The 21,291-nt window shown below is 69.2% G+C and carries 16 protein-coding genes and 3 pseudogenes; 10 read left to right on the forward strand and 9 right to left on the reverse strand.

Annotated features, from left to right (window positions below):
* Positions 1-279: 279 nt before the first annotated feature.
* Positions 280-1,302, forward strand: a complete 1,023-nt coding sequence (locus tag OG252_RS03805; protein WP_329333680.1) for a S66 peptidase family protein — start codon at positions 280-282, stop codon at positions 1,300-1,302.
* A gap of 435 nt (positions 1,303-1,737) precedes the next feature.
* Positions 1,738-2,154, forward strand: a complete 417-nt coding sequence (locus OG252_RS03810; protein ID WP_329333681.1) for a hypothetical protein — start codon at positions 1,738-1,740, stop codon at positions 2,152-2,154.
* A gap of 325 nt (positions 2,155-2,479) precedes the next feature.
* Here OG252_RS03810 and OG252_RS03815 read toward each other — a convergent pair whose 3' ends face one another.
* The gene (locus OG252_RS03815; protein ID WP_329333683.1) at positions 2,480-3,367 is read right to left on the reverse strand and encodes an aminoglycoside phosphotransferase family protein; all 888 of its coding nucleotides are present in this window, start codon (positions 3,365-3,367) and stop codon (positions 2,480-2,482) included.
* Positions 3,368-3,624: 257 nt separating this feature from the next.
* Between OG252_RS03815 and abc-f the strand changes: the two genes are divergently transcribed.
* Both abc-f and OG252_RS03825 read left to right on the forward strand, forming a co-directional pair.
* Positions 3,625-5,271 (forward strand): ribosomal protection-like ABC-F family protein, encoded by a 1,647-nt coding sequence (gene abc-f / locus OG252_RS03820; RefSeq protein WP_329333685.1) that lies wholly within the window; start codon positions 3,625-3,627, stop codon positions 5,269-5,271.
* 82 nt (positions 5,272-5,353) lie between these two features.
* Positions 5,354-6,304 carry a phosphotransferase gene (locus OG252_RS03825; RefSeq protein WP_329333687.1) on the forward strand — a complete coding sequence of 317 codons (951 nt, stop codon included), beginning with the start codon at positions 5,354-5,356 and terminating at the stop codon, positions 6,302-6,304.
* A 1,156-nt stretch (positions 6,305-7,460) separates the two neighbouring features.
* On the opposite strand, the pseudogene OG252_RS03830 reads toward OG252_RS03825, so the two are convergent.
* Both OG252_RS03830 and OG252_RS03835 read right to left on the reverse strand, forming a co-directional pair.
* Positions 7,461-7,886 (reverse strand): annotated as a pseudogene (locus OG252_RS03830) (SDR family oxidoreductase); the annotation flags it as partial.
* Between the two features lie 71 nt (positions 7,887-7,957).
* Positions 7,958-8,680, reverse strand: a complete 723-nt coding sequence (locus OG252_RS03835; protein WP_329333689.1) for a VOC family protein — start codon at positions 8,678-8,680, stop codon at positions 7,958-7,960.
* Positions 8,681-9,126: 446 nt separating this feature from the next.
* On the opposite strand from OG252_RS03835, the gene OG252_RS03840 reads away from it, so the two are divergent.
* Entirely contained in the window at positions 9,127-10,005 is an 879-nt protein-coding gene (locus OG252_RS03840; RefSeq protein WP_329345071.1) for a LysR family transcriptional regulator, read from the forward strand.
* A 239-nt stretch (positions 10,006-10,244) separates the two neighbouring features.
* On the forward strand, positions 10,245-10,661 hold the full coding sequence (locus OG252_RS03845; RefSeq protein ID WP_266451891.1) for a hypothetical protein: 417 nt from the start codon (positions 10,245-10,247) through the stop codon (positions 10,659-10,661).
* 346 nt (positions 10,662-11,007) lie between these two features.
* Here the strand turns inward: OG252_RS03845 and OG252_RS03850 are convergent, their stop codons facing one another.
* The 5 genes and pseudogenes from OG252_RS03850 to OG252_RS03870 form a co-directional block, all read right to left on the reverse strand.
* A complete protein-coding gene (locus OG252_RS03850) occupies positions 11,008-11,430 on the reverse strand; it encodes a PPOX class F420-dependent oxidoreductase (RefSeq protein ID WP_329333692.1) in 423 nt (140 codons plus the stop codon).
* 29 nt (positions 11,431-11,459) lie between these two features.
* Positions 11,460-12,349 (reverse strand): annotated as a pseudogene (locus OG252_RS03855) (NAD(P)-dependent oxidoreductase).
* Between the two features lie 64 nt (positions 12,350-12,413).
* Positions 12,414-12,929 (reverse strand): SRPBCC domain-containing protein, encoded by a 516-nt coding sequence (locus OG252_RS03860; protein ID WP_329333694.1) that lies wholly within the window; start codon positions 12,927-12,929, stop codon positions 12,414-12,416.
* Between the two features lie 33 nt (positions 12,930-12,962).
* Positions 12,963-13,126 (reverse strand): annotated as a pseudogene (locus OG252_RS03865) (type 1 glutamine amidotransferase domain-containing protein); the annotation flags it as partial.
* 691 nt (positions 13,127-13,817) lie between these two features.
* Positions 13,818-16,820: a S53 family peptidase gene (locus OG252_RS03870; protein ID WP_329333696.1), complete on the reverse strand. Its 3,003-nt coding sequence runs from the start codon at positions 16,818-16,820 to the stop codon at positions 13,818-13,820.
* 381 nt (positions 16,821-17,201) lie between these two features.
* Here OG252_RS03870 and OG252_RS03875 point away from each other — a divergent pair, with 381 nt between their 5' ends.
* A complete protein-coding gene (locus OG252_RS03875; RefSeq protein ID WP_329333698.1) occupies positions 17,202-17,378 on the forward strand; it encodes a hypothetical protein in 177 nt (58 codons plus the stop codon).
* Between the two features lie 18 nt (positions 17,379-17,396).
* Here the strand turns inward: OG252_RS03875 and OG252_RS03880 are convergent, their stop codons facing one another.
* Positions 17,397-17,813: a nuclear transport factor 2 family protein gene (locus tag OG252_RS03880; protein WP_329333700.1), complete on the reverse strand. Its 417-nt coding sequence runs from the start codon at positions 17,811-17,813 to the stop codon at positions 17,397-17,399.
* A gap of 253 nt (positions 17,814-18,066) precedes the next feature.
* On the opposite strand from OG252_RS03880, the gene OG252_RS03885 reads away from it, so the two are divergent.
* From OG252_RS03885 to OG252_RS03895, 3 genes are all read left to right on the forward strand, one after another.
* Entirely contained in the window at positions 18,067-18,996 is a 930-nt protein-coding gene (locus tag OG252_RS03885; RefSeq protein ID WP_329333702.1) for an NAD-dependent protein deacetylase, read from the forward strand.
* 407 nt (positions 18,997-19,403) lie between these two features.
* Positions 19,404-19,799 (forward strand): GNAT family N-acetyltransferase, encoded by a 396-nt coding sequence (locus tag OG252_RS03890; protein WP_266451886.1) that lies wholly within the window; start codon positions 19,404-19,406, stop codon positions 19,797-19,799.
* A 1,213-nt stretch (positions 19,800-21,012) separates the two neighbouring features.
* The gene (locus tag OG252_RS03895) at positions 21,013-21,180 is read left to right on the forward strand and encodes a hypothetical protein (protein WP_329333704.1); all 168 of its coding nucleotides are present in this window, start codon (positions 21,013-21,015) and stop codon (positions 21,178-21,180) included.
* Positions 21,181-21,291: the final 111 nt, after the last annotated feature.

Raw genomic sequence — 21,291 nt, forward strand, 5'->3', positions numbered from 1 at the left:
TTCCTGAGACGCGGGTTCTCGGCCCCATTCCCCACCCGCGCGTTCACCGCCATCAGCCACTACGGGATCGGCTTCGCCATCCAGCAGTACAGCGAGGAACTCGGAGCCGCAGCGGCGTTGCGTAACCGTGCGCCGACTGTGGGCGCTCACGTAATTCTCCCAGGGTCGGCTCGTGTACTCGTGTATTGGGAACAGCCGGCAGCTGTATGGGCTGGGGCTGCTGGGCGGTCGATCGGTATATGGGTCGCGTGTTGTTACGCGTGTCGGGATACTGCGTCGGTGACCGGTTCCGCACTGCCCCAACTGCTTCGGCCTCGTGCCCTGGCGCCCGGAGATCTCGTCGTCATCGCATCGCTGTCGGGGCCACTCCATGCCGCTCACGAGCCCGACCTCGAGCAGGCGGTGGTCGTGCTCGAGCGGATGGGATTCCGCGTGCGTCGGGCACCGCTCCTCGAAGCAGGGCGGCACCGTTGGTGGAGCGCGGCTCGGCCGACGGAGATCGCCGAGGAGTTCAATGGACTACTGCGTGATCCCGAGGTGCGCGCGATCATCGCGCATGACGGCGGTCAGACGGCGCTCGGTTACCTCGATCTGATCGACTTCGAGGCGATCACTGCCGACCCCAAGCCGATCCTCGGCTACAGCGACATCTCGCTGCTGCATCTGGTGCTCTACGCGCGCACGGGCCTGGTCGGCTTCCATACCGACGTGGCCACCCCTGGACTCGGCGGACACTGGCAGACTGCGCCCGCAGCGCGCCAAGCGGTCCTTGAGAAGCTCTACTCGACGCTGCTGACCAGCGACGAGGCGATCGGTGCGCTGCCGGCCACCCCGTCGTGGGAGTGCTGGCGTGCCGGTCGCACCGAAGGCCGGCTCATCGGAGGGGTAATCAACCGCATCGTGTTCGCGCAGGCGACGCCTTTCGCGCTGCCGCTCGAACGGTTCGACGGCGCGGTGCTGTTCTGGGAGGAGATGGGCGGCCAGGCGTCGTACCTGTGGAACTACCTACAGGTGCTGCGGCACTGTGGCGTCCTCGATCGGATCTCCGGCATGGTCGTGGGCGTCCCGCACGCGATCGAGGGGATCGAGGGGCCTGACTCGTCCCCGACCCTCTGCGAGATCGTCCTCGACGTCCTCGGCGACCGTGACATCCCGGTCCTGGGCAACGTCGAGTTCGGACACGCCGGCCCGAATCTGCCGATGCCTGTCGGCGTCCGCGTCGCCCTCGACGCGCAGCAGCGGACACTGTCGCTGCTCGAACCGGCGGTACGGCCGCACTCGATGACGGGACCGGTCGGCTGAGCAACGCGGATCAGTGAGCCGACGGCCTCGGCAGCGGCAGCGTCACTTCCACCGCCGAGTGCACCGCGCGGGAGGAGCGCGTATGCCGTGGTTTCCTGGTCCTGGTCCTGGTCCTGGTCCTGGTCCTGGTCGCGGTGTGGTGCTTCGCGGGCCGGTTCATCACCACCCGTCCGGTCATCGCCGAGGCGTTCAGCCGCTGGGCCCACATCCTGCTGCCGCTCGTGTTGACCGCCATGGGCCGAGGTGGGCCAGAGCCCTGTTCCACGGTCCCACCGTCGGTGACCGGTGCGGGTTGGCCTGTGGTGTCCGTCAACGGTCACAGGACGGTGCCGTGCCGGCCGCGGCGATACCCCGCCGGGAGAAAAGCTTTCCCGATCCGGAGTCGTTACGGGCCGGACTGGGGCGGAACCGTGGCCTCCATGGTGCAGTGGAGCAGTGGCCTGGTGGCGAAGAATCCGGAACAGCATCCGCAAGCGTCGGCGACTGAACAGGAAACACGGCACCGGCGAGGAAACTGGAACCGCGGGACGTCGGCCCTCCCGGCTGACAGACGCCTCGGTCGCGTTGCTGCTGGCGGTGGCCGATGCCTTTGCCCTTGCGGGTGTCGCACTGTTGATGTTCCTGGTGGGGATGTCGCACTCCGAGCCATCGGTGGGTCGGCCAACGAGCGGCCAGCACGTGTCGTTCCTTCTGCTGGCCCTGGTCTGGGTCATCCCCGGTGCACTCGCCCTGTCGTCCTACGTCCACGCGCGGTTACGCATGCCGATCACCAGCGTCGTACAAGGACTGTTCTTCATCGTCGGCACAACGCTGGCCATTGGAGAGATGAACATGCTGCTGTCCCTCGGCTGAAGCGAGAGAGGTCGCCTTGGCTGCCGGTACTGCCGGTACTCCAGTCCGAGCGCAATCTCCTGGCAGACCCGGCTGGGACCGTCTGCGGGCTGCCGGGAGCGGCAACCGGGTCCACCGGGCCAGGCCGCGCAAGCCCGCCGAGCCCCTGGCGGAGGAACGCGGGCGCGTGAGATGGTCCGCTAAGCCCGCCTGCCCTACGCGGAGGACGGAGGCCGCCGCATCGTCATCCTGCGCCACGACGCAAGGGTCACAGGTGGTGCGACGTGCGTTGCACGCCGGGTCGTCAGCCGGAGCCACGCGCCGTCCCCGCCGCGCAGCCACGCGGTCAGTTCGCCGCCAGGACCCGTTCGAGCGTGGCGTAGCCTGCCGGTTCCCAGGTCGGTTTGCCCCCGGGCAGACCGAGCCTGCCGTTTCGTCCGATCCCGATCAGCCCCAGGGCGCGCAGGACAGCCCAGCCGCGGGCCCGGGTGATGGTGGCGACATCGGCGTGCTCATAGGCGTCGAAGAACCGACTCGCCGCGCCGGCAGGCAACAGGATCCACGCGGCTGAGAGATCGGTCGCGGGATCGCCGGCGCACATCTCGCCGAAGTCGATCACCCCGGCGAGCGTTCCGTCCCGGACGACCACGTTTGCCGGATGCAAGTCACCATGCAGCCAGAGCGGCGCACCCTGCCAGGGAGGCGCTGCGACGGCCTTCTCCCAGACTTCCCGAGCAGCGTCTGCGGTCGCGTAGTCGGAGATGACCTCGAACCAGCCATCGGGCTCCACCTGCAATCCGGCCAGAGGGATGCCGCGCGTAGGGTTGGCCGGGGCGTCGGCGGGCGCCTCGTGATGCAGTACGGCAAGGAATTCCGCGAGTATTTCGGCCGCGTCGATGCGGGTGATCGGCGCGTGATCAGCCGGCTCACCCTCGACCCAGCGCGCGATCGTCCAGGTGTGCTGGAACAGGCTCGACGGCTTGCCGATACGCACCGGAGTGGGCGTCGGCAACGGCAGGAGCTTCGCCAACACCGGCAGCCACGTCTGCTCAGTGTGCAGCAGGGCCGGCGCACGCTCGGTACGCGGCAGGCGCACGGCCAGCTCCTCCCCGAGACGCCATTGCTGGTTGTCCCAGCCTCCGTTGACGTCTCGGAGCTCGAGGCCTGCGAGATCCGGATGCTGATCCCGTAGCAACGCCCGCACCAAATCCTGCTCGAACTTGACCTCGTCCATCAATGAGCCTTCCGATCGCCGGCATGCGGCGGCACGCTAGCACCGGCCGAACGCGGCAGACGGAAAGGCGCTCGGACGCCCGACGAGCTCGGGTGGGCGGTACGGATCACGGACTTCGTGACACGCACGAGTAGAGACGATACGAATCGTCTTGTATGATCGGGGCATGGCTTTCTTCTACTTCCTCTGAGTCCGGGCACGGCCGACGCCGCCGTTTCTGCTGCCCGTAGACACTTCACATTCCCAGGGAAAGTCATATGCGCGAACGCGCCCATACTGCTGTGCCCGCCGCCGTGGCGCAGCTGTCCGTCAAGGACGTGACCAAGTCCTATGGCACCCGAACCGTCCTCGACCAGGTTTGCTTCACCGTCCGCCCCGGCGAGAAGGCCGCCGTCATCGGCGAGAACGGCTCCGGCAAGTCCACCTTGCTGCGGCTGCTGGCCGCAGCCGAGGTGCCGGACGCCGGGGAGATCACCGTCTGCTTCCCCGGCGGCACCGGCTACCTCGCCCAGACCCTCGACCTCGACCCGCGCTGCACCGTGCAGGACGCTGTCGACTTCGCTCTGGCCGAACTGCGCGGTATGGAGCGCCGGTTGCGGATGGCGGAGAAGCGTCTCGGCGAGGCCTCGGAAGAGGAACTCGCCGCGTACGGCGAGCTGCTGACCGCGTATGAGGAACGTGGCGGATATGAGGGGGACACCCGCGTGGAAACCGCCATGCACGGGCTCGGGCTCGGCGGGATCACCCGCGACCGCATGCTCGGCTCGCTCTCCGGCGGCGAGCAGTCACGGCTCGCGCTCGCCTGCGTACTGGCCGCCTCCCCCGAGCTGCTGCTCCTCGACGAGCCGACGAACCATCTCGACGCGGCGGCCGTGCGCTGGCTCGAGGAACATCTGCGTGCGCACCGCGGCACCGTCGTCGCGGTCACCCACGACCGCGGCTTCCTGGAGCGCATCGCCACCGCGATCCTCGAGGTCGACCGGGATGCGCGCATCGTGCACCGGTACGGCGATGGCTGGGCCGGCTACCGCGCCGCGAAGGCCGCCGCTCGACGCCGCGCGGAGCAGGAACACGCGGGCTGGCTTGAGGAGGTGGCCCGTGCCGAGGAGCTGCTTGAGGCCGCCGGGAAGAGGCTGGCCACTACCGGCAAGGACCCACGGCAAGGCTTCGGCAAGCACCGCCGATCGCATGAGGCAAAGCTCGGCGGGCAAGTGCGATCGGTCCGGGAGCGGTTGGCCCACCTGCGGCGCAACCCGGTGGCGGCGCCACCCGAACCCCTGCGGTTCACGGCGGCGCTGTCGGCGGCGGGCGGTACGCATTCCGTCGAGCGTCCGCTCGCCGAGCTCGACGGCGTGAGCGTCGGTGAGCACCTGCGTCTGGACGGACTGCTGGCGATCACGCCCGGGCAGCGGCTGCTGGTCACGGGCGAGAACGGGGCGGGCAAGACGACGCTGCTCCGTGTCCTGGCGGGCGACCTGGAGCCGGACGCGGGCACGGTACGCCGACCAGCTCGGATCGGGTACTTGGCGCAGGAGCTGCCCGCGCGCTCCACGCGTCTCCCGCTGCTCGCCGCGTTCGCGGCCGGACAGCCCGGGCTGCCGGAGGAGTACGCCGAACCGCTGCTGGCGCTGGGGCTGTTCCGTGAAGAGGACCTGCACGTCCCGGTCACGGCACTGTCCGCAGGGCAGCAACGGCGGTTGCAGATCGCGAGACTGGTGACCAGGCCCGTGGACGTACTCGTACTCGACGAACCGACGAACCACATCGCGCTCGACCTGGTCGAGGACCTGGAGGCGGCACTCGCGGCCTACCCGGGGGCGGTCGTCGCGGTTTCGCACGATCGCGGCTTCCGCGAGCACTTCCCGGGGGAGCGGCTGGAACTGCGCGGCGGCCGCAGGTGCTGACCCCCCGGCTCCTCCACGAACTGCCTGCACGCCTCACCTCGGCCTGCCCAACAGCCAGCAATCCACCTGGAGTGATTGAGTCATGACCGATTTCCTGACGCCACGACGCCGGGCTCACCGCACCTCCGCCGCAGTCGACGCGGCTGTCGGAGCAGGGCGTGATCTCGGACTCGCCGTGGCTGATGCCACGGTGCTCCATGACGTCTTCTCTGTCGTTGTCCACCTTGCGCCCTCACCCGTCCTGGCCCGGATTCCCACTGTCCTGCCGCAATCTGAAGGCCTCGATTCCCTTGCGCGCCGCCAGCGGGCGGAACTGGACGTGGCACGATGGCTCGCCGACCAGGGAACCCCCGTGATCCCTCCCAGCCCGCTCGTGCCCCTGGACCCCGTCCAGCGTGACGGGTTCTCGATGACCTTCTGGCAGTTCTTCGAGGAGGACCGGGGCAAAGAACCCGACTACGTGGCGAACTCCGAAAGCGTTGCTGACCTGCACGCTGCGATGCGCGCATACCCGGGCCGTCTGTCTTTCCTGTCCGCAGCCGATCCGCAGTTCATCGCAGAGAGCCTCGGTCAGCTCGAAAGGCTCCCCCGCCTCATCGGCGCGTCCGAGCTGGGCCGAGCACGACGCGAGTGGCAGATCCTGGAACCTCTTGTGCGCTCACGCACGGCGTTCGAGGAGGCGTTCCCGGGGATCGACCTCCAGCCCATCCACGGCGACTCTCCGACCGCGAACGTCTTCTCCGGGACGGACGGGGACCTCTACTCCGACTTCGAGCTGGTCACGTTGGGCCCCGTCGAGTGGGACCTGGCGGCTCTCGGGCCGGTCCACGAATCCGCCTACAACCGCGGCGCGCAGCACAACGGCACGAGACTGCTGAACGAGGATGTCCTGAGCTTCGTGAACGCCGTGGGGATGCTGCGGGTCATCGCCTCCCTCATGCTCGTGCCGCAACTGCCCGAGCTGGTGGAGTATCTGAAGCCGTCCGTCGACCAATGGCAGACGATGCCGTTCGCCGGGGGCATGGCCGACTGACACCGCCCTCACACGGCCCGTGCTGCAGCACGGGCCGTGTGCGCTGCTCCTCACCGAAGTGCTCCTCGTGCCTCTGCACGTTCGATCTCGAGGAGTACCTGGTGCCAATGATCCACTGGACCGAGACGAACACGCCCCGTTCCGCCCGCCGGCATCCAGCTTCCCTGGCGCACGTCAACTACTGCAAGCGATGAGCCGCCGCATCGCCCGGAACCTCCCCACCATGGCGACAGCCCGCCAGAGTCCTACCACCCGCACCGCCGGGCCCAGAGCCACCGGGCCCACATGTGGGGCAGGCTCCTCGTTCGGTCCCCTTCGCAGAGGGATGGAAGTACTTCCGCACGTTCTCCGGTTTCCTGTGCCCGGACTTCGCCATGAGCATCGGGTCCCAGCCCGTTCTCTGTGGAACGCGTAGAGGGGCCCTGGTGCCGTATGACACCAGGGCCCCGAAGGAACAGCTACACCATCTGCCGGCCCCTGTACTGCGCCGGCCTTCTGTCTCCGCAGACCCGACCCAGATGCTGTCGGGGATGCTGGGATCGCGGTTGCTTGACCGGAGACCACCTCACTATCGATGTCCTGCGGTACCCGGGCTCAAGACGTCCGCCCGGGCGATCCTGATGGCGCTCGGCTCCTCCGTTCATTCCCTCAATGATCAACTAGTCCTCACGGCAGCCCCTGATCACTGCGGGCCACCCGGTCCGGCAGTCAGTCCCGTCACCGTCCTGCAACCACCCTGGCTTCGGAACTCCACCACCGCACCGCACTACGAACCACAACTGCCTACTACCGGCCGGCAGTTCGTGTCTGCCAGGCCCTGCTGTCTCTCTGGGCTACGAGGAAAACCATAACCACACCACCACCCAATGTCTACTCCAACAAAAACAGATTTCCGCGCGTTCACCACTGAAGAAATCAACCCCGAACAGCGATGAAGGACGACGCCCCATGGCCGCGGCGTGCCGATGGAGGTCTGGTACTGCTCTCTGGAGGAGGCGTGGGAGATCCTGGCAAGGTGTCCCAGGAATCCAACGCCAAGGTGCAGGACGTCGACGGCATGCCAACAAGGGCTGTCCCTCGTCCACTCGTAGGCGTGAAGATGTGCCAGTAACGCGCGCCGGGCTCGCACAGACCCGCTCGACCGAGCACCGCTGGGCTACCCGAGGCCGCCGTTGCTCTGGAGAAGCTGGGCGTTGATCCATCCGCCTTCTGGTGAGCAGGGAAGCAAGACGAGATTCGCGCAGTCCTGCGGCACACGGCGTCCCAGGGGTGTGAAACGAATCAGGTCCGCCTTCTGCTCCTCGGCCATCCCCCCGGTGTCGGTCGGCCCTGGATTGATCGCGTTGCAGGTCACTCCCAGGTGGGCGAGCTCGTGGGCGGCGGCCAACGTGATCCGGTCCATCGCTCCCTTGCTTGCCCCATACGGGAGGTTGCCCGCGGTGTGGTCGCTGGTCAGGCTGACGATGCGCCCGCTGCCATGCTGTCCGCGAAACCGCAGCCCGTACTCCCGGATCAGCAGCCAGGTAGCCCGCGCATCGACCGCGCAGTGCAGGTCGAAGCTCTCCACCGTGGTACGGGTCAGGAGCCAGGGAAAGCAGTGTGACCTCGTCGCCGGCCTGCCCGTCCAACACCGCCCACCCGACAACAGCCCCGCTACCGGGGCTTCCGTACGGAGAACTCGTTGCCGTCGGGGTCGAGCATCAGCATCCGGCTGCCGTCGCACTCGCCGATGTCGGTGTGCGTCGCGCCGAGCGAGATCAGGCGGTCGACCTCCGCTTCCCAGTCTGCGTCGGCGGGGAGCGCAAGCTCGAAGTACAGCCTGTTCGTGCCCGTCTTCGGCGCCACCGGTGGGCCACCCCACGTGATCTTCGTACCGCCGTTCGGCGATTGGATCGCGGTCTCCTGGTCCTGGTCCCAGACCAGCGGCCACCGCAGCGCCTCGCTCCAGAAGTAACCGACCTTCTGCGTACCGTCGCACGCCAGCGCTCCGATGAAGCCGGTGTCGGCGAGGAAGTTGTTGCCCGCCTCGATCACGCAGAACTCGTTGCCGTCTGGATCGGCGAGCACCACGTGTCCCTCTTCCGGGAGTTGGCCCACGTCGATGTGTTTCCCGCCGAGTTCCAGCGCCCGGGCCACTGTCCGCTGCTGGTCCTCCGGGGAGGTGCTCGTCAGGTCGAAGTGCGCCCGGTTCCCGCCGATCTTCGGCTCCTGGCTCGGCAGGAAGCGGATGCGGAACCCGGCGGTATCAGGGGGCAGGATCGCGACGTCGTCGTCCGGGCCCTCGGCCAACTCCCAGCCCAGGACGCCGGACCAGAACCGCGCCAGGCCCGACGGCCGGGTCGCGTTGAAGCAGATCGCGAACAGTTGACTGGTCATACCCCGTGCATCTCCGATCCGCTGACGGACGATACGGCGCCTCGCTTCCCCGCGGGCGCAGCCTAGGGGTGGCCATGCAGTACGCGCATCCGAGTTTCCGTCGCCAGGGCGCCCGGCCCCCACAAGATGACGCTTGTGCGGAAACGGCACCGTCGTCCACGGCGCCGGAGCCCACAGCCTGGGACGCTCACAGGGGACGAGCGCCTCGCCGGCCCGGCCGGCGTCACCTCCCGCCCAGCGGGCACGGCCCTCTGGCGGCGTCTCGGCGATACGGCCCGTCGTCATGCCCGCACTCCATCGGACTACCAATAGAAGAGTCGATGTCGGCTATCGGAACTCCGATGTAAACGATGGATACGATGGCCGCCATGAAGAACCGGACGCCCGAGACCTCCGAGACCGCGGCCGGCGTCGGCAGGTAACTCCCGGCGCACGCCGACCTCAACCTGCTGCGCACCTTCCTGGCCGTCCATCGCGCCGGCACCTTCACCGCCGCCGCGCCCGTGCTCGGGCTGTCCCAACCCACGGTGACCGCACAGATCCGCACGCTGGAGCAGCAGACCGGCCGCGAGTTGTTCACCCGGCTGCCGCGCAGCGTGGAACCCACCCCCCTCGCCCACGAACTCGCCGCCCAGACCGCGGGCCCGCTCGACGCGCTCGCCGCCCTGGAAGGCGGCGGCCCTCTGGCCGGGCCCGCCACACCCGTGCACCTCGCCGGCCCGTCGGAACTGCTGTGCGTGCGCGTCCTGCCCGACCTGGCGCACCTCGCCGCCGACGGCGTCCAGTTGCGCGTCGCCCAAGGGCTGCCCGAACCGCTGCTGGAGGAGATGCGGGCGGGCCGCCACGACCTGGTCATCGCGACCCGGCGCCCCCGCGGCCGCGGCCTCGAGTCGGTGCCGCGCGCCGACGAGGAGTACATGCTGGTCGCCTCCCCGAGTTGGGCCGAGCGCATCACCGCGCACCCACAGGCCGAGGATCTGTGCGCCGCCCTGCGCGAGGTCCCGCTGGTCACCTACGCCGAGGACCTGCCCATCGTGCGGCGTTACTGGCGGACCGTCTTCGGCAGGCAGCTCACCAGCCGCGCCGCGGTCACCGTGCCCAATCTGTACGCGGTCCTGTCCGCGGTCAACGCCGGTGCCGGCGTTAGCGTGCTGCCCCGCTCGCTGTGCCAGGAACACCTCGACTCCGGCCGTCTCGCCCTCCTGCACGAATCGGAGGAACCGCCGCTGAACACCCTGTTCCTCGTCCAGCGGCCCGGCACCGAGGCCAACCCCGACGTGATCCGGGTACGCGACGCCCTCCAGCGCGCCGCCCGCGACTGGTAGGCGGGCGGCCGTTCGGGCCACGTCGAAGCCCAGCGCCGGAGATCCGGGCCGTTGAGGTCACCGTGGGCGGCGAAGTTGACGACGTAGGACGACACAGTGTCGGCGATGTGCCGGTCCGCGGCGTTCCAGAGCCCGTGGGACGGGACGTCAGGACGGAGGCGGGCGGCAAACCATCACTTCCCGGGTCCGGCTGGGCAGGTGGAGGAACCTCGCAGCGTTGTGGTGCGTCAAGCCCTGACATGGAAAGACAGACCAATCCGCCCTGGATGGCGGGCTGCTTGACATTGCTCGCAGGGGCCCTCGCGGGTTACGGCGCCTACCGGCTGTCCCGCGCGGCGCGCCGGACCTGCGCCGTCGTCCTTCGGGAACACCCGAGCCTGTTCGATCTGTGGACCTGGGAAGCACCGTTGACGGTCCTCGCGGCGGGATTCACCGGCTTGGCTGCCTGGGCGCTGCCGGCAGTCATGCTGCGGCATCAAAAACGCCGGTCTCGGAACGTGTTGATACCGGCCGCGGTCTTCCTGGCAGCACTGATCGCGCTGGCATTGGTGCACTTCGCCTGGCTGGGAACCCCGCTCGGCGTGGGGAACGACACCAATGGCGACTGCCCCCCGGACAATGTCCCACCTTGGTGGCCTGGGTGGCTGCCTACGTGAGGCGGGGCAACGGATCGCATTCGTGGTCGGCGTTACGATCGGACGCCGTTGTGACCACGTTGTTCCGGGAGGGTGGTGGCGTCGGCCAGGGTCTACTCGGCGAAGCCACCGGGGCGGCGCAGACCGCCGTGGAGGGCGCGCGCTGCCCCGGACTGATGCCCGCCCCCCGTCACCCACCGCCCCGGCGGTGGGTGACCGCGTCGAGGCCGCACGACTCGACCTTCACCCGCACCTGTCCAGGGTCGACTCGCACACGGGCACGTCGGGGTCATGCGCGGGGTGTCGGACCCGCCGGGCCGGTCGAGGACCAGGGCCCGCACGGTCGCGCCGCGGGTCGGATCCGCGGTCAGGTGAATGCCTGGTCGCTGTCGCGGGGGGCGCCCCAGCCGTGCCACCGCTCGATCTCGATCCAGGCGCTGACCCGGGTCCGGGCGCGGTCCGAGTAGGGCTTGCCGGTGTAGTGCGTGGCGATGCGGTCGACGTCGGTGAGGCCCCCGTCGTCGTACATCTCGACGACCCGGCCGATCAGGGTGACGTGTGTGTACCAGTCGTCCCCGTCGAGGACGGTGAGGGTGATGCGCGGGTCGCGGCGCAGGTGCTTCAGGCGGATGCGACCCTCGTCCAGGGAGATCAGGGCCCGGCCGTCCTCCCAGACGTACCAGGTGGGGGTGGATACGGGCGCGCCGTCCGAGCGCAGGGTCGCCATGACGCAGGGGTTGGGGCGACGCAGCAGCTCTACGGCCTCCGGCGGCAGCGGCGGCTTGGACATCAGGGCTCCTCGATGCTGGGGTGGGCTGGTCAGGCGGACGGCTTCTCGTCGAAGCTCGCGAAGTAGGCGGCGGCCATGTCCTCGTCACCGTGGCCCTGGGCGGCGGCGCGTTCCAGGCGTTCGGCGCTCGCGGCGGCCACGTCGAGGTGGACGCCGTTCCGCTCCCCCGCCCGGACGATCAGTCGGGCGTCCTTGGCCGCGGTGGACACCGCGAACTGGGCCGGCGTGAGCCTGCCGTCCAGGACGAGCCCGGCCTTGGCGCGCAGGTAGCCCATGTCGAGCGGACCGCCGGCGATGGCGTCGAAGAAGCTCTTCGGGTCGACGCCGAGGGCCTGCGCCAGAGACAGGACCTCGCCCGCCGCGGCAGTGGTCGCGAGGACCCAGCTGTTGGCGACCAGCTTGAGCCAGGTGGCGCTGCCCTCGGCCGCGTCCTCGCCGGTCCACACGGTGCGGGCGCCGACCGCGTCGAGGACCGGCGCCACGGCCTCGCGGTGCTCGCTCGGACCGGCCGCGAGGACGAGCAGCTGGCCGGCCTCGGCGGGCTGACGGGTACCCAGCACCGGGGCGTCGAAGAAGACCAGTCCGTGCTCTGCGGCGAAGCCGGCCAGGCCGCCGATCGCCTCGACTCCGGCGGTGGTCGACGGCACCCACACGGTGCCTGGACGCAGGGCGGACGCGGCCTGCCGCATGACCTCCAGGGCGGCGGGACCGTCGTACACCATGGTGAGGACGACGTCGGCGCCTTCGACCGCCACGGCGGGGTGTCGGCGATCGTGATGCCGTCGGCGGCCAGCGGTTCGGTTTTGGCGCGGCTGCGGTTCCAAGCGCGGACGATGTGTCCGCCCTTGGCGAGATTACGTGCCATCGCGGCGCCCATGATGCCGGTGCCCAGGACACTCACGGTGAGCTTGTCGGTCATGGCATCAACTTCCTGAATTCTGCGGTGTGGTGGGGCGGAAGTACCGGGGTGCACCCGGCGCGGGTTACTTGGAGGCCGCGCGGACGAGTCCGTCCAACCAGACCTGGTGGCCGTTGAGCATGGGGGTGGGACGCTCGCTCGCCAGGGCCGCGGCCGGCTCGCCGATCTGCGTCTCCTGGGTGAGGACGCGGACCCGGCCGCCGGGCAGGTCCTCCACCAGCCAGGCGTGCAGCACGTCCAGTCGCTCCTCGGGCCCGCCGTCCTGCTTGGCGGTCCAGGACAGACGACCCGGGAAGCCCTCCGCCGGGGCCTGGAACTCGACGACGTGGGCGTCCAGGGGCGGGAAGCCGAAGGTGCCGAAGCTGAAGCGGATGTCGTTCTTCAGCTCGGGGCCGCCGTCTTGCGGGACGGAGATGTCGGCGACGTTGTCGTAGTAGCCCTCCCACTCGGCGGTGTCGACGAGGTACCGCCAGACGGCGGCGGCGCTCAGACCGGCCACGATCACTTCGTTGGAGACGAAGTTGTCGCCGGTGCCGGGCAGGTACTTCTCGGGCCAGTTGATCGCGTTCTGCGTGGTCATGGGAGTCCTTCGGGGTCTTGTGTGTACGGGGATTCAGGCGAGCTTCTTGAACAGTTCGGCGCGTCGAGAGGACCGGAGGAGGCGGGGTTCTGGCCGGTGACGACGTTGCGGTCGACCTCGATGTGCGGCGCCCACGGCTCGCCCACCTCGACCTTCGGACCGGCCTCGGTCAGCCGGTCCTGCAGCAGCCACTTGGCGCTCGCATCAGACGTGGCCGCCGGGGACGTACATCCGCAGCGCCCTCACTGCGGCCCGGATCTCCGCGGCGTTCTCCTCACCGCCGCTGGCTCCGGCGCTGAGGCCGGCCGGGTCGACCGGCGGGATGACGCCGCCCGGGGTGAAAGAGGATCTTCGCCATGTGCTCTCCTGGAGGGGTTCTTGACCTGCGTCGTCACCGCCTGCGCCGCGGATCGCCGCTGGTAGGCATCTTGACGACGCTCTTGACGTTAGGCCGCCATCCCATCGAAGTACCAATAGAAGAGCCGATCACAGCGATCGGAACTCCGATACAAAAGACTGACCCCGGCGCACGCCGATCTGAATGGGGTCCACCGTGAGCGCGCAGAACTGCGCCCTGGAGCAGCAGACCGGCCGCGAACTGTTCACTCGGCTGCCGCGCGGCGTGGAGCCGCCCCGCTCGCCCATGAACCGCGGCCCACTGACCGGGCAGACGACGCCGTACCCCTGGCCGACCTTTCGGAACTGCTGTGCGTATGCGTCCTGCCCGCCCTGCCATCCGTCGCCGCCGACGGCGTCCAGTTGCGCGTCGCCCAAGGGCTGCGAAGGCGTCTCGCTGGATGACGGGCAGCCACAAACTCCGCCTGTCGCGGTGATGCCCCGCCGACCACGCGGGTCGGCGGGGCATCACCGTTGTGTCGTCGGTAGGCGTCAGCCGATGTAGCCTGCCACGTCCGCGAGCACCTGGGTGGTGCTGCTGGCGTAGAAATCGACCTTGCCGTCGGAGCCGACCGGCACGATCACCTGGTTGGCGATCGTTTTGCCCTGCACCCAGTTCAGGTTGGAGGCCGTCGGGCGGGTGCCGCCGTCGGCCCAGGCGGTGAGGTAGCCGCTGCCGGTGGTGCCGGTGACGGTGACGGTCAGCACGACGGCCTTGACGCCGGTGGACGGAATGCCGTCACGGCCCGAGATCTGCAGGGCCAGTGTCTTGCCGGCGCCCAGCGCCGTCGTCGTACGGGTGTCCAGCAGGCGCAGCGGAGTGACGGTGTGGAAGGCCGAGCCGCTGGTGGAGAAGTAGCCGGAGACGTCGGCGATCACGTGACTCGTGCCGTGGACGTAGAGGCTGACGTTGCCGTCGGAGCCGATCGGCACGACGACCAGGTTGGGAATGGTGGTCCCCGTGGCCGACCAGTTGACGTTGGAGGCGGTCGGGCGGGTGGCACCCTCGGGGTAGGCCTCCAGGTAGCCGGAGCCTACGGTCTGGGTGGCCGTCAGGTTGAGGACCACGGAGGAGGCGCCGGTCGGCACGCCCCCGTGGCCGCGGACCTTGAGGCTGACGACCGCGTTGGTGATCTTGGTGGTGGTGGAGACGCCGACCTTGGAGCGGGTGTCCAGCAAGCGGGCCGGCTTCAGCGCCGTGTACTTGGACCCGGCGGTATCGCTGGTGTAGTAGCCCTGGACATCGGCGATCAGGTGGGTGGTGCTGCTGGTGTAGAGGTCCACCACGCCGTCGCCGGCCACCATGACGGTCGACGAGGCGGCGATGGTCTGGCCGGCGCCGGTCCAGTTGAGGTTACTGGTCGACGGTTTGGCGGTGCCGTCGGCCCAGGCGATCAACGAACCCGCGCCGGTGGTGCCGGTGACCGTGAGGTTGAGCACGACACCGGTCACGCCGCTGCTGGGGATGCCCCCGGCGCCCTCGATCCTGACCGGGGCGGTGCCGCCCGCGACCAGGGGTTTGGTGGACGGGATGGAGCTGAGGCCCCATCCGGTGCCGTTGCGGGTGTCCAGCAGGCGCTTGGGGCTGCCCAGCGGGTGGAAGGTGGAAGCACCCGTGGCCGCGGTGCCCTTGGCCGCGCACAGCGAAGTGATCAGGCCGCCCTCCTTGGGCGAGCCCAGGCCGGTGACCTCGTCGTAGCCGGCCGCCGCCGTGTAGCCGGTGGCGTATACGGAGTTGGTGCCGCTGGTGACGTCCCAGAAGTTCGTCGGGTAGCTGCTCCGCGCGGCCTTGTAGAGGGCGTTGTTGAGGAAGCCGACCCGCCCGTTCGCCTGGCAGGCCGCGCCGGCGTTCGCCTGGACGATCGCGGCGGCCCAGGTCGGGGCCGCGCCGCTGGTGCCGCCGATGATGCCGGGGACGGGGCTGGAGGAGACGCTGTCGTCCTGGTAGAAGATCGGGTAGCCGGTGTACGGGTCCGCCAGGGCGGAGACATCCGGAACGGCACGCTTGGCGGTCGTGGCGATACCGCCCTGGTAGACAACGGGAGCCCAGCGCGAGGAGATGCCGCCGCCGCTGCCGCCGGTGTCGTTGTTCCACGCCTTCTGGGTCGCGGTGCTGCCCGAGCCGGTCATCGTGGTGCCACCGACGCCGGTGACGTAGGGCTGGCTCGCCGGGTCGTCGACAGCCTTGGCGGTGGAGCCGGTGGAGAGGTAGCAGTCGCTGGAGCCGTCGTCGCCCGAGGCGGCGACGACGCTCTGGCCCTGCGCCGCGGCCTCCGCGAAGATGACGTTCTCGGCGCTCGCGGTCGCGCTGTTCTCGGCTGCCTCGCACACGCCCCAACTGGAGGAGATGACCTGCGCCTGGTCGTCGGTGACCATCCGCTGGTAGACGTCGAGCACGTTCTGGTCGGTCGCGGACTGGGCGTCCACGCCCTGGTAGTCGATGATGTTCGCGCCCGGCACCAGACCGATCAGGTCCTCGATGTCGAGCGCCGACTCCACGCCGACCGATCCGTCGGTGGCCGGCGCGCCGGCCCCTGCCGCCGTATCGACGTACACGGTGGAGACGGAGGTGCTGGTGCCCACGCAGGACTGGTACGCAGCGATGCTGGCGGCATCGACGTTCTCCAGCTCGAACACGGCCACGGTCTGCCCCGCGCCGACAGTGGCGGAGTTGCTCATACCGTAGGTGCCGGCCAGCTTGCCGGGGCTGTAGTAGTCGGTGCCGTCGGTGAGGCCCGAGCCGGTGAAGTCGGTACAGAGTCCCGGGCTGTACGCGTGCGGGGCCACGGCGCGCGAGCCGCGTCCGGCGGCAGAGCTGGTCCTGCCCGCCCGACGCACGGATGAGTGGTGGCTGGTGATGCTGTTGATGTCACTCAGGCCCACGATCCCGGTCACCGACGCCGCGATGTTCGCGGGCAGCGCGGGGGCCGCGGTGTTCATGTAGTCGGTGGTGCCGTCTTTGAGCCGGACGTTCCGGAAGCCGGTGTCGAAGGCGTCGGACGCCTTTGCGACGGTGGCGGTGACCGGGATGGTCAGGCCGTCCGGGCTGGCCTTGCCAGGAGTGAGGCCGGCTGCTTTCAGGGCCTGGGACACCTGGGCGATGGTGGCCGGCGTCGGGCCGAAGACCGAGGCGAAGTGCCCTTTGGCCAGGTAGTGGTGGTACAGGGAGTTGCCCGGGGTGGATACCGCGGTGACGAAGTCGGCCAGCGCCTTCGGGTCACGCGGGGCGAGGTTCACGCCGATGTGCAGCGTGGTTCCCGAAGGGGTCGCGCCGGCCGCGGTCGCGCCGGCCGGAACGTGGGGGGCCGTGCCTATTCGCTTGGGCGGGTGCGATCCCGCCCCACCCCCATCGGTGACCGCGCCATGGGCGGCGGTGGCGGCGACAAGGAGAGCGACAGCGGCGGCGGTTGCCGCCATGATCCCCCGAGCCCGTCTGCCGGTCTTGTCCGCCGTGTGTCTGGGACGTCCCAGCGCAGCGTGGACCCTCTTGGTCATGCGGAATCTCCCTTGAGAACTGACACACCGTCATACGCGTGGGTAGGCAGGGACGGTGGCCGAAGCCTCACCCTGGCGGCCGACCATCCTGCGCCAGCATGCGCGCACGCAGGAGCAACCCCCCTCAACCAGATGTGTGTGTACTTTTCTTATCAGGAGCGGACAGATGTTGACCTCAGTCCCACCGGAACCATGGGGGGATCTTTGCGACATGCAGAGACAAGGTTGTCAACCGGGCCGGATGTGCGCCCACGCAGCCGGAGGTCAACTCGACAGCCGAGTGGGGATTTTGCCTCTGAGGACGCAGAGCAGAGGACTGACGCATGGGTTGAGGGGAAACGGTGGCCGGCGCCGGTCTACGCCGTCGCGGCACTGCTGGCCGTGACAGGGATCCTGTACGCGTCGGGCGTGGATCGCGTCGACGATGTGGGCAAGGTGATCGGCGTGGTCACCGCAACCTTCCTTGTGCCGGCCGGTGGGGGCGGTCGGTCGGTCGGTTGCGGCGTAGTCGCTCTGCGGATCTGGGCGGCGCGAGCAGAAGCGACGCCGCTGCCCTGATGCCGCTCGGCCTGTGGCTCAGCTTGGGGCCACAGGCGTGATGTGGCTCAACACGCAGAGCCAGCGACCGTCTCGTTTCACGAACACGTCGGTCGTCCACTCGTCCGCGTCGTAACGCGTGCCTTGGTAGTGGGCTGTGTTCGTCACGCGTCCGGTGAGAACCGCCGTACCGTTGTAGACGCGAACTCTTGGTCGCGTCACGAGTTCCATCGCCGAGTGGGTCAGCTCCCCGGACTCGACGAGGGAGAGGAACTGCTCCTTCGAGGCGACGCCCGACTCGGAAACGATCACCCAATCGTCAGCCATGAAGCCGGCGATACGCACGGGATCATTGGCGACGATCGAAGCAGCCCAGTCCGTCACCAGGCCGATCAATCGAGCGTCTTCCGCATCTTCGCCTGGCGCCTGCGGGTCCGAATACAGTCCTTCGTCCACGTCCCGACCGTAACCGCGACAAGCCGACTCGGCGAGGGCAACACTCACCGGGCTGTGCCCTGTGCCGCACCTACAGGCCCATCATGGAGTTCGGGCAGTGAGGGCGATCATGATGGCGTCGCCACCCTGCGGCCACCTGTGATGCTCAGCGTGGCTGACCGGGGGGGGTTGCGACCGCGGTTCCGTGATGACTACGGCTATGCATCGTCGGGCTGTGCCCGGGTGGTGGCAACCGGTTCCGTACCCTGGCAGCATGCGCATGCGCCCCACTGTGAGCTGGACCCCCGCCGACGACCTGCCGCCGGGCACCACGGATCTGGAGCCGGTCGCCGGTGCGCTGAGCACTGGTGGGGTGCTGGTACTCAGCGGGGCGGGCATCTCCACGGAGTCGGGCATCCCCGACTACCGGGGCGAGGGCGGCAGCCTGAGCCGACACACTCCGATGACCTACCAGGACTTCACCGCCAGCGCCCAGGCTCGGCGCCGGTACTGGGCGCGCAGCCACCTCGGCTGGCGCACCTTCGGTCGCGCCCGCCCCAACGCCGGCCACCGGGCCGTGGCCGCGTTCGGGCGACACGGCCTGCTCTCGGGTGTGATCACCCAGAACGTCGACGGCCTGCACCAGGCCGCCGGCGCCGAGGGCGTCGTGGAACTCCACGGAAGTCTGGAGCGGGTCGTCTGCCTTTCCTGCGGTGCCTTCAGCCCGCGCCGCGAACTCGCCCGGCGGCTGGAGGAGGCCAATCCGGGCTTCAAGCCGGTGGCCGCCGGAATCAACCCGGACGGTGACGCCGACCTCACCGACGAACAGGTCGGGGACTTCCGCGTACTGCCCTGCACGGTCTGCGGCGGCATCCTCAAACCGGACGTGGTGTTCTTCGGCGAATCCGTTCCGCCGCAGCGCGTCGAACACTGCCGCACACTGGTCCGTGAGGCGGCCTCGCTGCTGATCCTGGGCTCCTCGCTGACGGTGATGTCCGGACTCCGGTTCGTCCGCCAGGCAGCCGAGGCCGGGAAGCCCGTACTGATCGTCAACCGGGACCCCACCCGAGGCGACCGGCACGCCGTCACCCGGGTCGCACTCCCGTTGGGCACCGCCCTCACCACCGTAGCCAGCCGACTGGGCATCCCCGTCGACGGCGAGGAGGCGGCTGGGCGAGGGAGTGACGGGGGACCCGGGCTGTGATGCTGTGCCTCTGGGTGAGAGAAGCGGGTGATACGTGAGCGCCGTTATGTTCCCGGGACTGACAACGGCTGGGCGGCGCCGGCATGTACAACACAGCGAGCCCCACCCCGCGAAACGCGGGACGGGGCTCGTGTCCGAGCGCCGGGCAGGCCTTGCACCTGCATCTCCCCGCAGGAAGCGGGACGTCTTTCCTTGGACCACCAACGCACCACCGAGCGCCAGGAGTTGTGGCGACCAGCTGAAGATCAATCATAGCGGACCTTGCCGCTCGCCAAGTCCGAGGCTCGCGTTTGTCCGCAGCCTGCCGACGGACCGCCGACAGGCATGACGGTCGCTGCCACCGGCGCGATGACCGGCGCACTGGAATAGCTCAGCCGCCACCCCGGCACCGACATTACGATGGACGAGTGACGATCAGCTACGAGTGGCGGGGTGACTTCGACAATGCCGCCCTCAACGCGCTCCACGCTGACGCCTTCGGCCACCCGATCGCTCAGACGGACTGGCGGGGACGACTTGAGCGCCACAGTCTTGGCTGGGTCTGCGCCTGGGAAGACGGCTCTCTGATCGGCTTCGTCAACGTCGTCTGGGACGGTGGAGTCCATGCCTTCGTCCTGGACACGATGGTCGCACAGCATCGCCGGGCAAGAGGTGTTGGCGCCGCGCTGGTCGCAACCGCAGCCCACGAAGCCCGTGCCGCACAGTGCGAGTGGCTCCACGTCGACTTCGAGGAGCACCTGCGGTCGTTCTATTTCGATGTCTGCGGCTTCAAGGAGACGGCAGCCGGCCTAATTGCTCTATGACGCCGTGGGCAAGCCAACGGACTCCTGCGGAGCGAGGCCGGCGGCTGCGATTCGCCGCCGGGGCGGATCGCAGGTCCCTCACCCGCAGCACGTCCGGGGCGAACGCGGCTGGCAGCGGCAGCTGCGGCACGCCGTGGCGCAGCCGCCCGTCGTAATCACCCTTGATACCGCGGTGCCGGTGGCGATGTAGGCATGGCGCCCGGCCGTCGATCGCTCGGCGTCTGCGGGTCGGCCGGGGCCGAGCACTCACGAGCCGTACGGCGTGATGCCGACCGGGAGGACCTCGAAGCGCGCGGGGTCGAGGTTCGCCAGCAGGCTCCCCGCACGACGCAGGACACGGAGTGCTTCGAGCTCTGCCGCCGAACACCACTGTCGCGCGGATTCCCACTTAGCGGGCCATGGCGCCGGACCCTCCTACTGCATCGACCGCCCTGCGCGGCTGCCAGGAACCGCCGAAGCGCCGGGTTGTAACGGCTCGTCAGCAGGACGCGCTGGGATACGTTCACGGCGGCGCGGCGGCGTGCTGGTCGCGGCAACCGGGTGCTCTGCGACCTCATCCAGAACGCCGCGGGGGTCCGAGCCGACAACCTCCGCTCCCTGGAGGCCGATTCGGGCTGTCTGCCGATGGAGCGACCAGGTGGTGAGGTGGCCGCACGCCTGCCGGCCGGGCGGTCCTCGTCCCGTGCGATGGTGCGGGAAGCTCCCCGACTCAACGGGCCTGGGCTGTCTCGCAGCGTCAGACCCTCGTGGGGTGTCCGGCTGAGCGTGGCCGACACGGCAAACGGGTGATGTGCCGACCACCTCGCTGTAGTGGGTCGTTGAAGAGGTATGGAAGCCTTCGGTAACTGCCCCGAACCGGACCCCGACGCCCGGCCTGCCGTCCATGAAGTAGACAGCTGCGTGTGGTGCGGCCAGCTGCGCGAGGCGGACGCCCGGGCCCGGCCGGTGCCGGCTGCTCAGGGGAAACGTTCGCCCGCGCCCTGGCTGGTGCCGCCGGGACTGCCCCCGCGTCCTGCGCAGGCCGACGGATGACGGCGGTGCGGACGGTGATGGTCACACTGGCTGCGGTCACGATCGTCGCTGCGACGGTGTCCGTCGTCCTGACGGGATGATCCCATCCCATGCGGCACCAGGACGACAACGACAACAGGGCGCTCCCGTCTTCACCGTCGCCCAGTTCGTCACGGCCTTCTGACGATCGAAGCTTCGGCGGATGAGACCGCGGGGGAATGCCGTACCGTCCGGCACGGTGCTGTGCCGGACGAGCACCACCGAGATGGCCTGCGTCGCAATCGCGGTCATCAGACCGTTCGACATGATCGACATGCCGTTCGCCACGCCCAGCACCGTGCCGGACGCGATGACCTGTGCTTCGTTGTGATGTGCCCGCCCCCGTCAAGTGGGACGAGTCGCATCGATCTGGTCGGCCCGCAGGGGGGCGGAGTTCCTCGTGCGTCCAGCGTGGCCGCCACCGCCATCCGCCGCCATGGCA

Origin of the sequence: Streptomyces sp. NBC_01352, from assembly GCF_036237295.1 — a bacterium.
GTDB classification, from domain to species: domain Bacteria; phylum Actinomycetota; class Actinomycetes; order Streptomycetales; family Streptomycetaceae; genus Streptomyces; species Streptomyces plumbiresistens.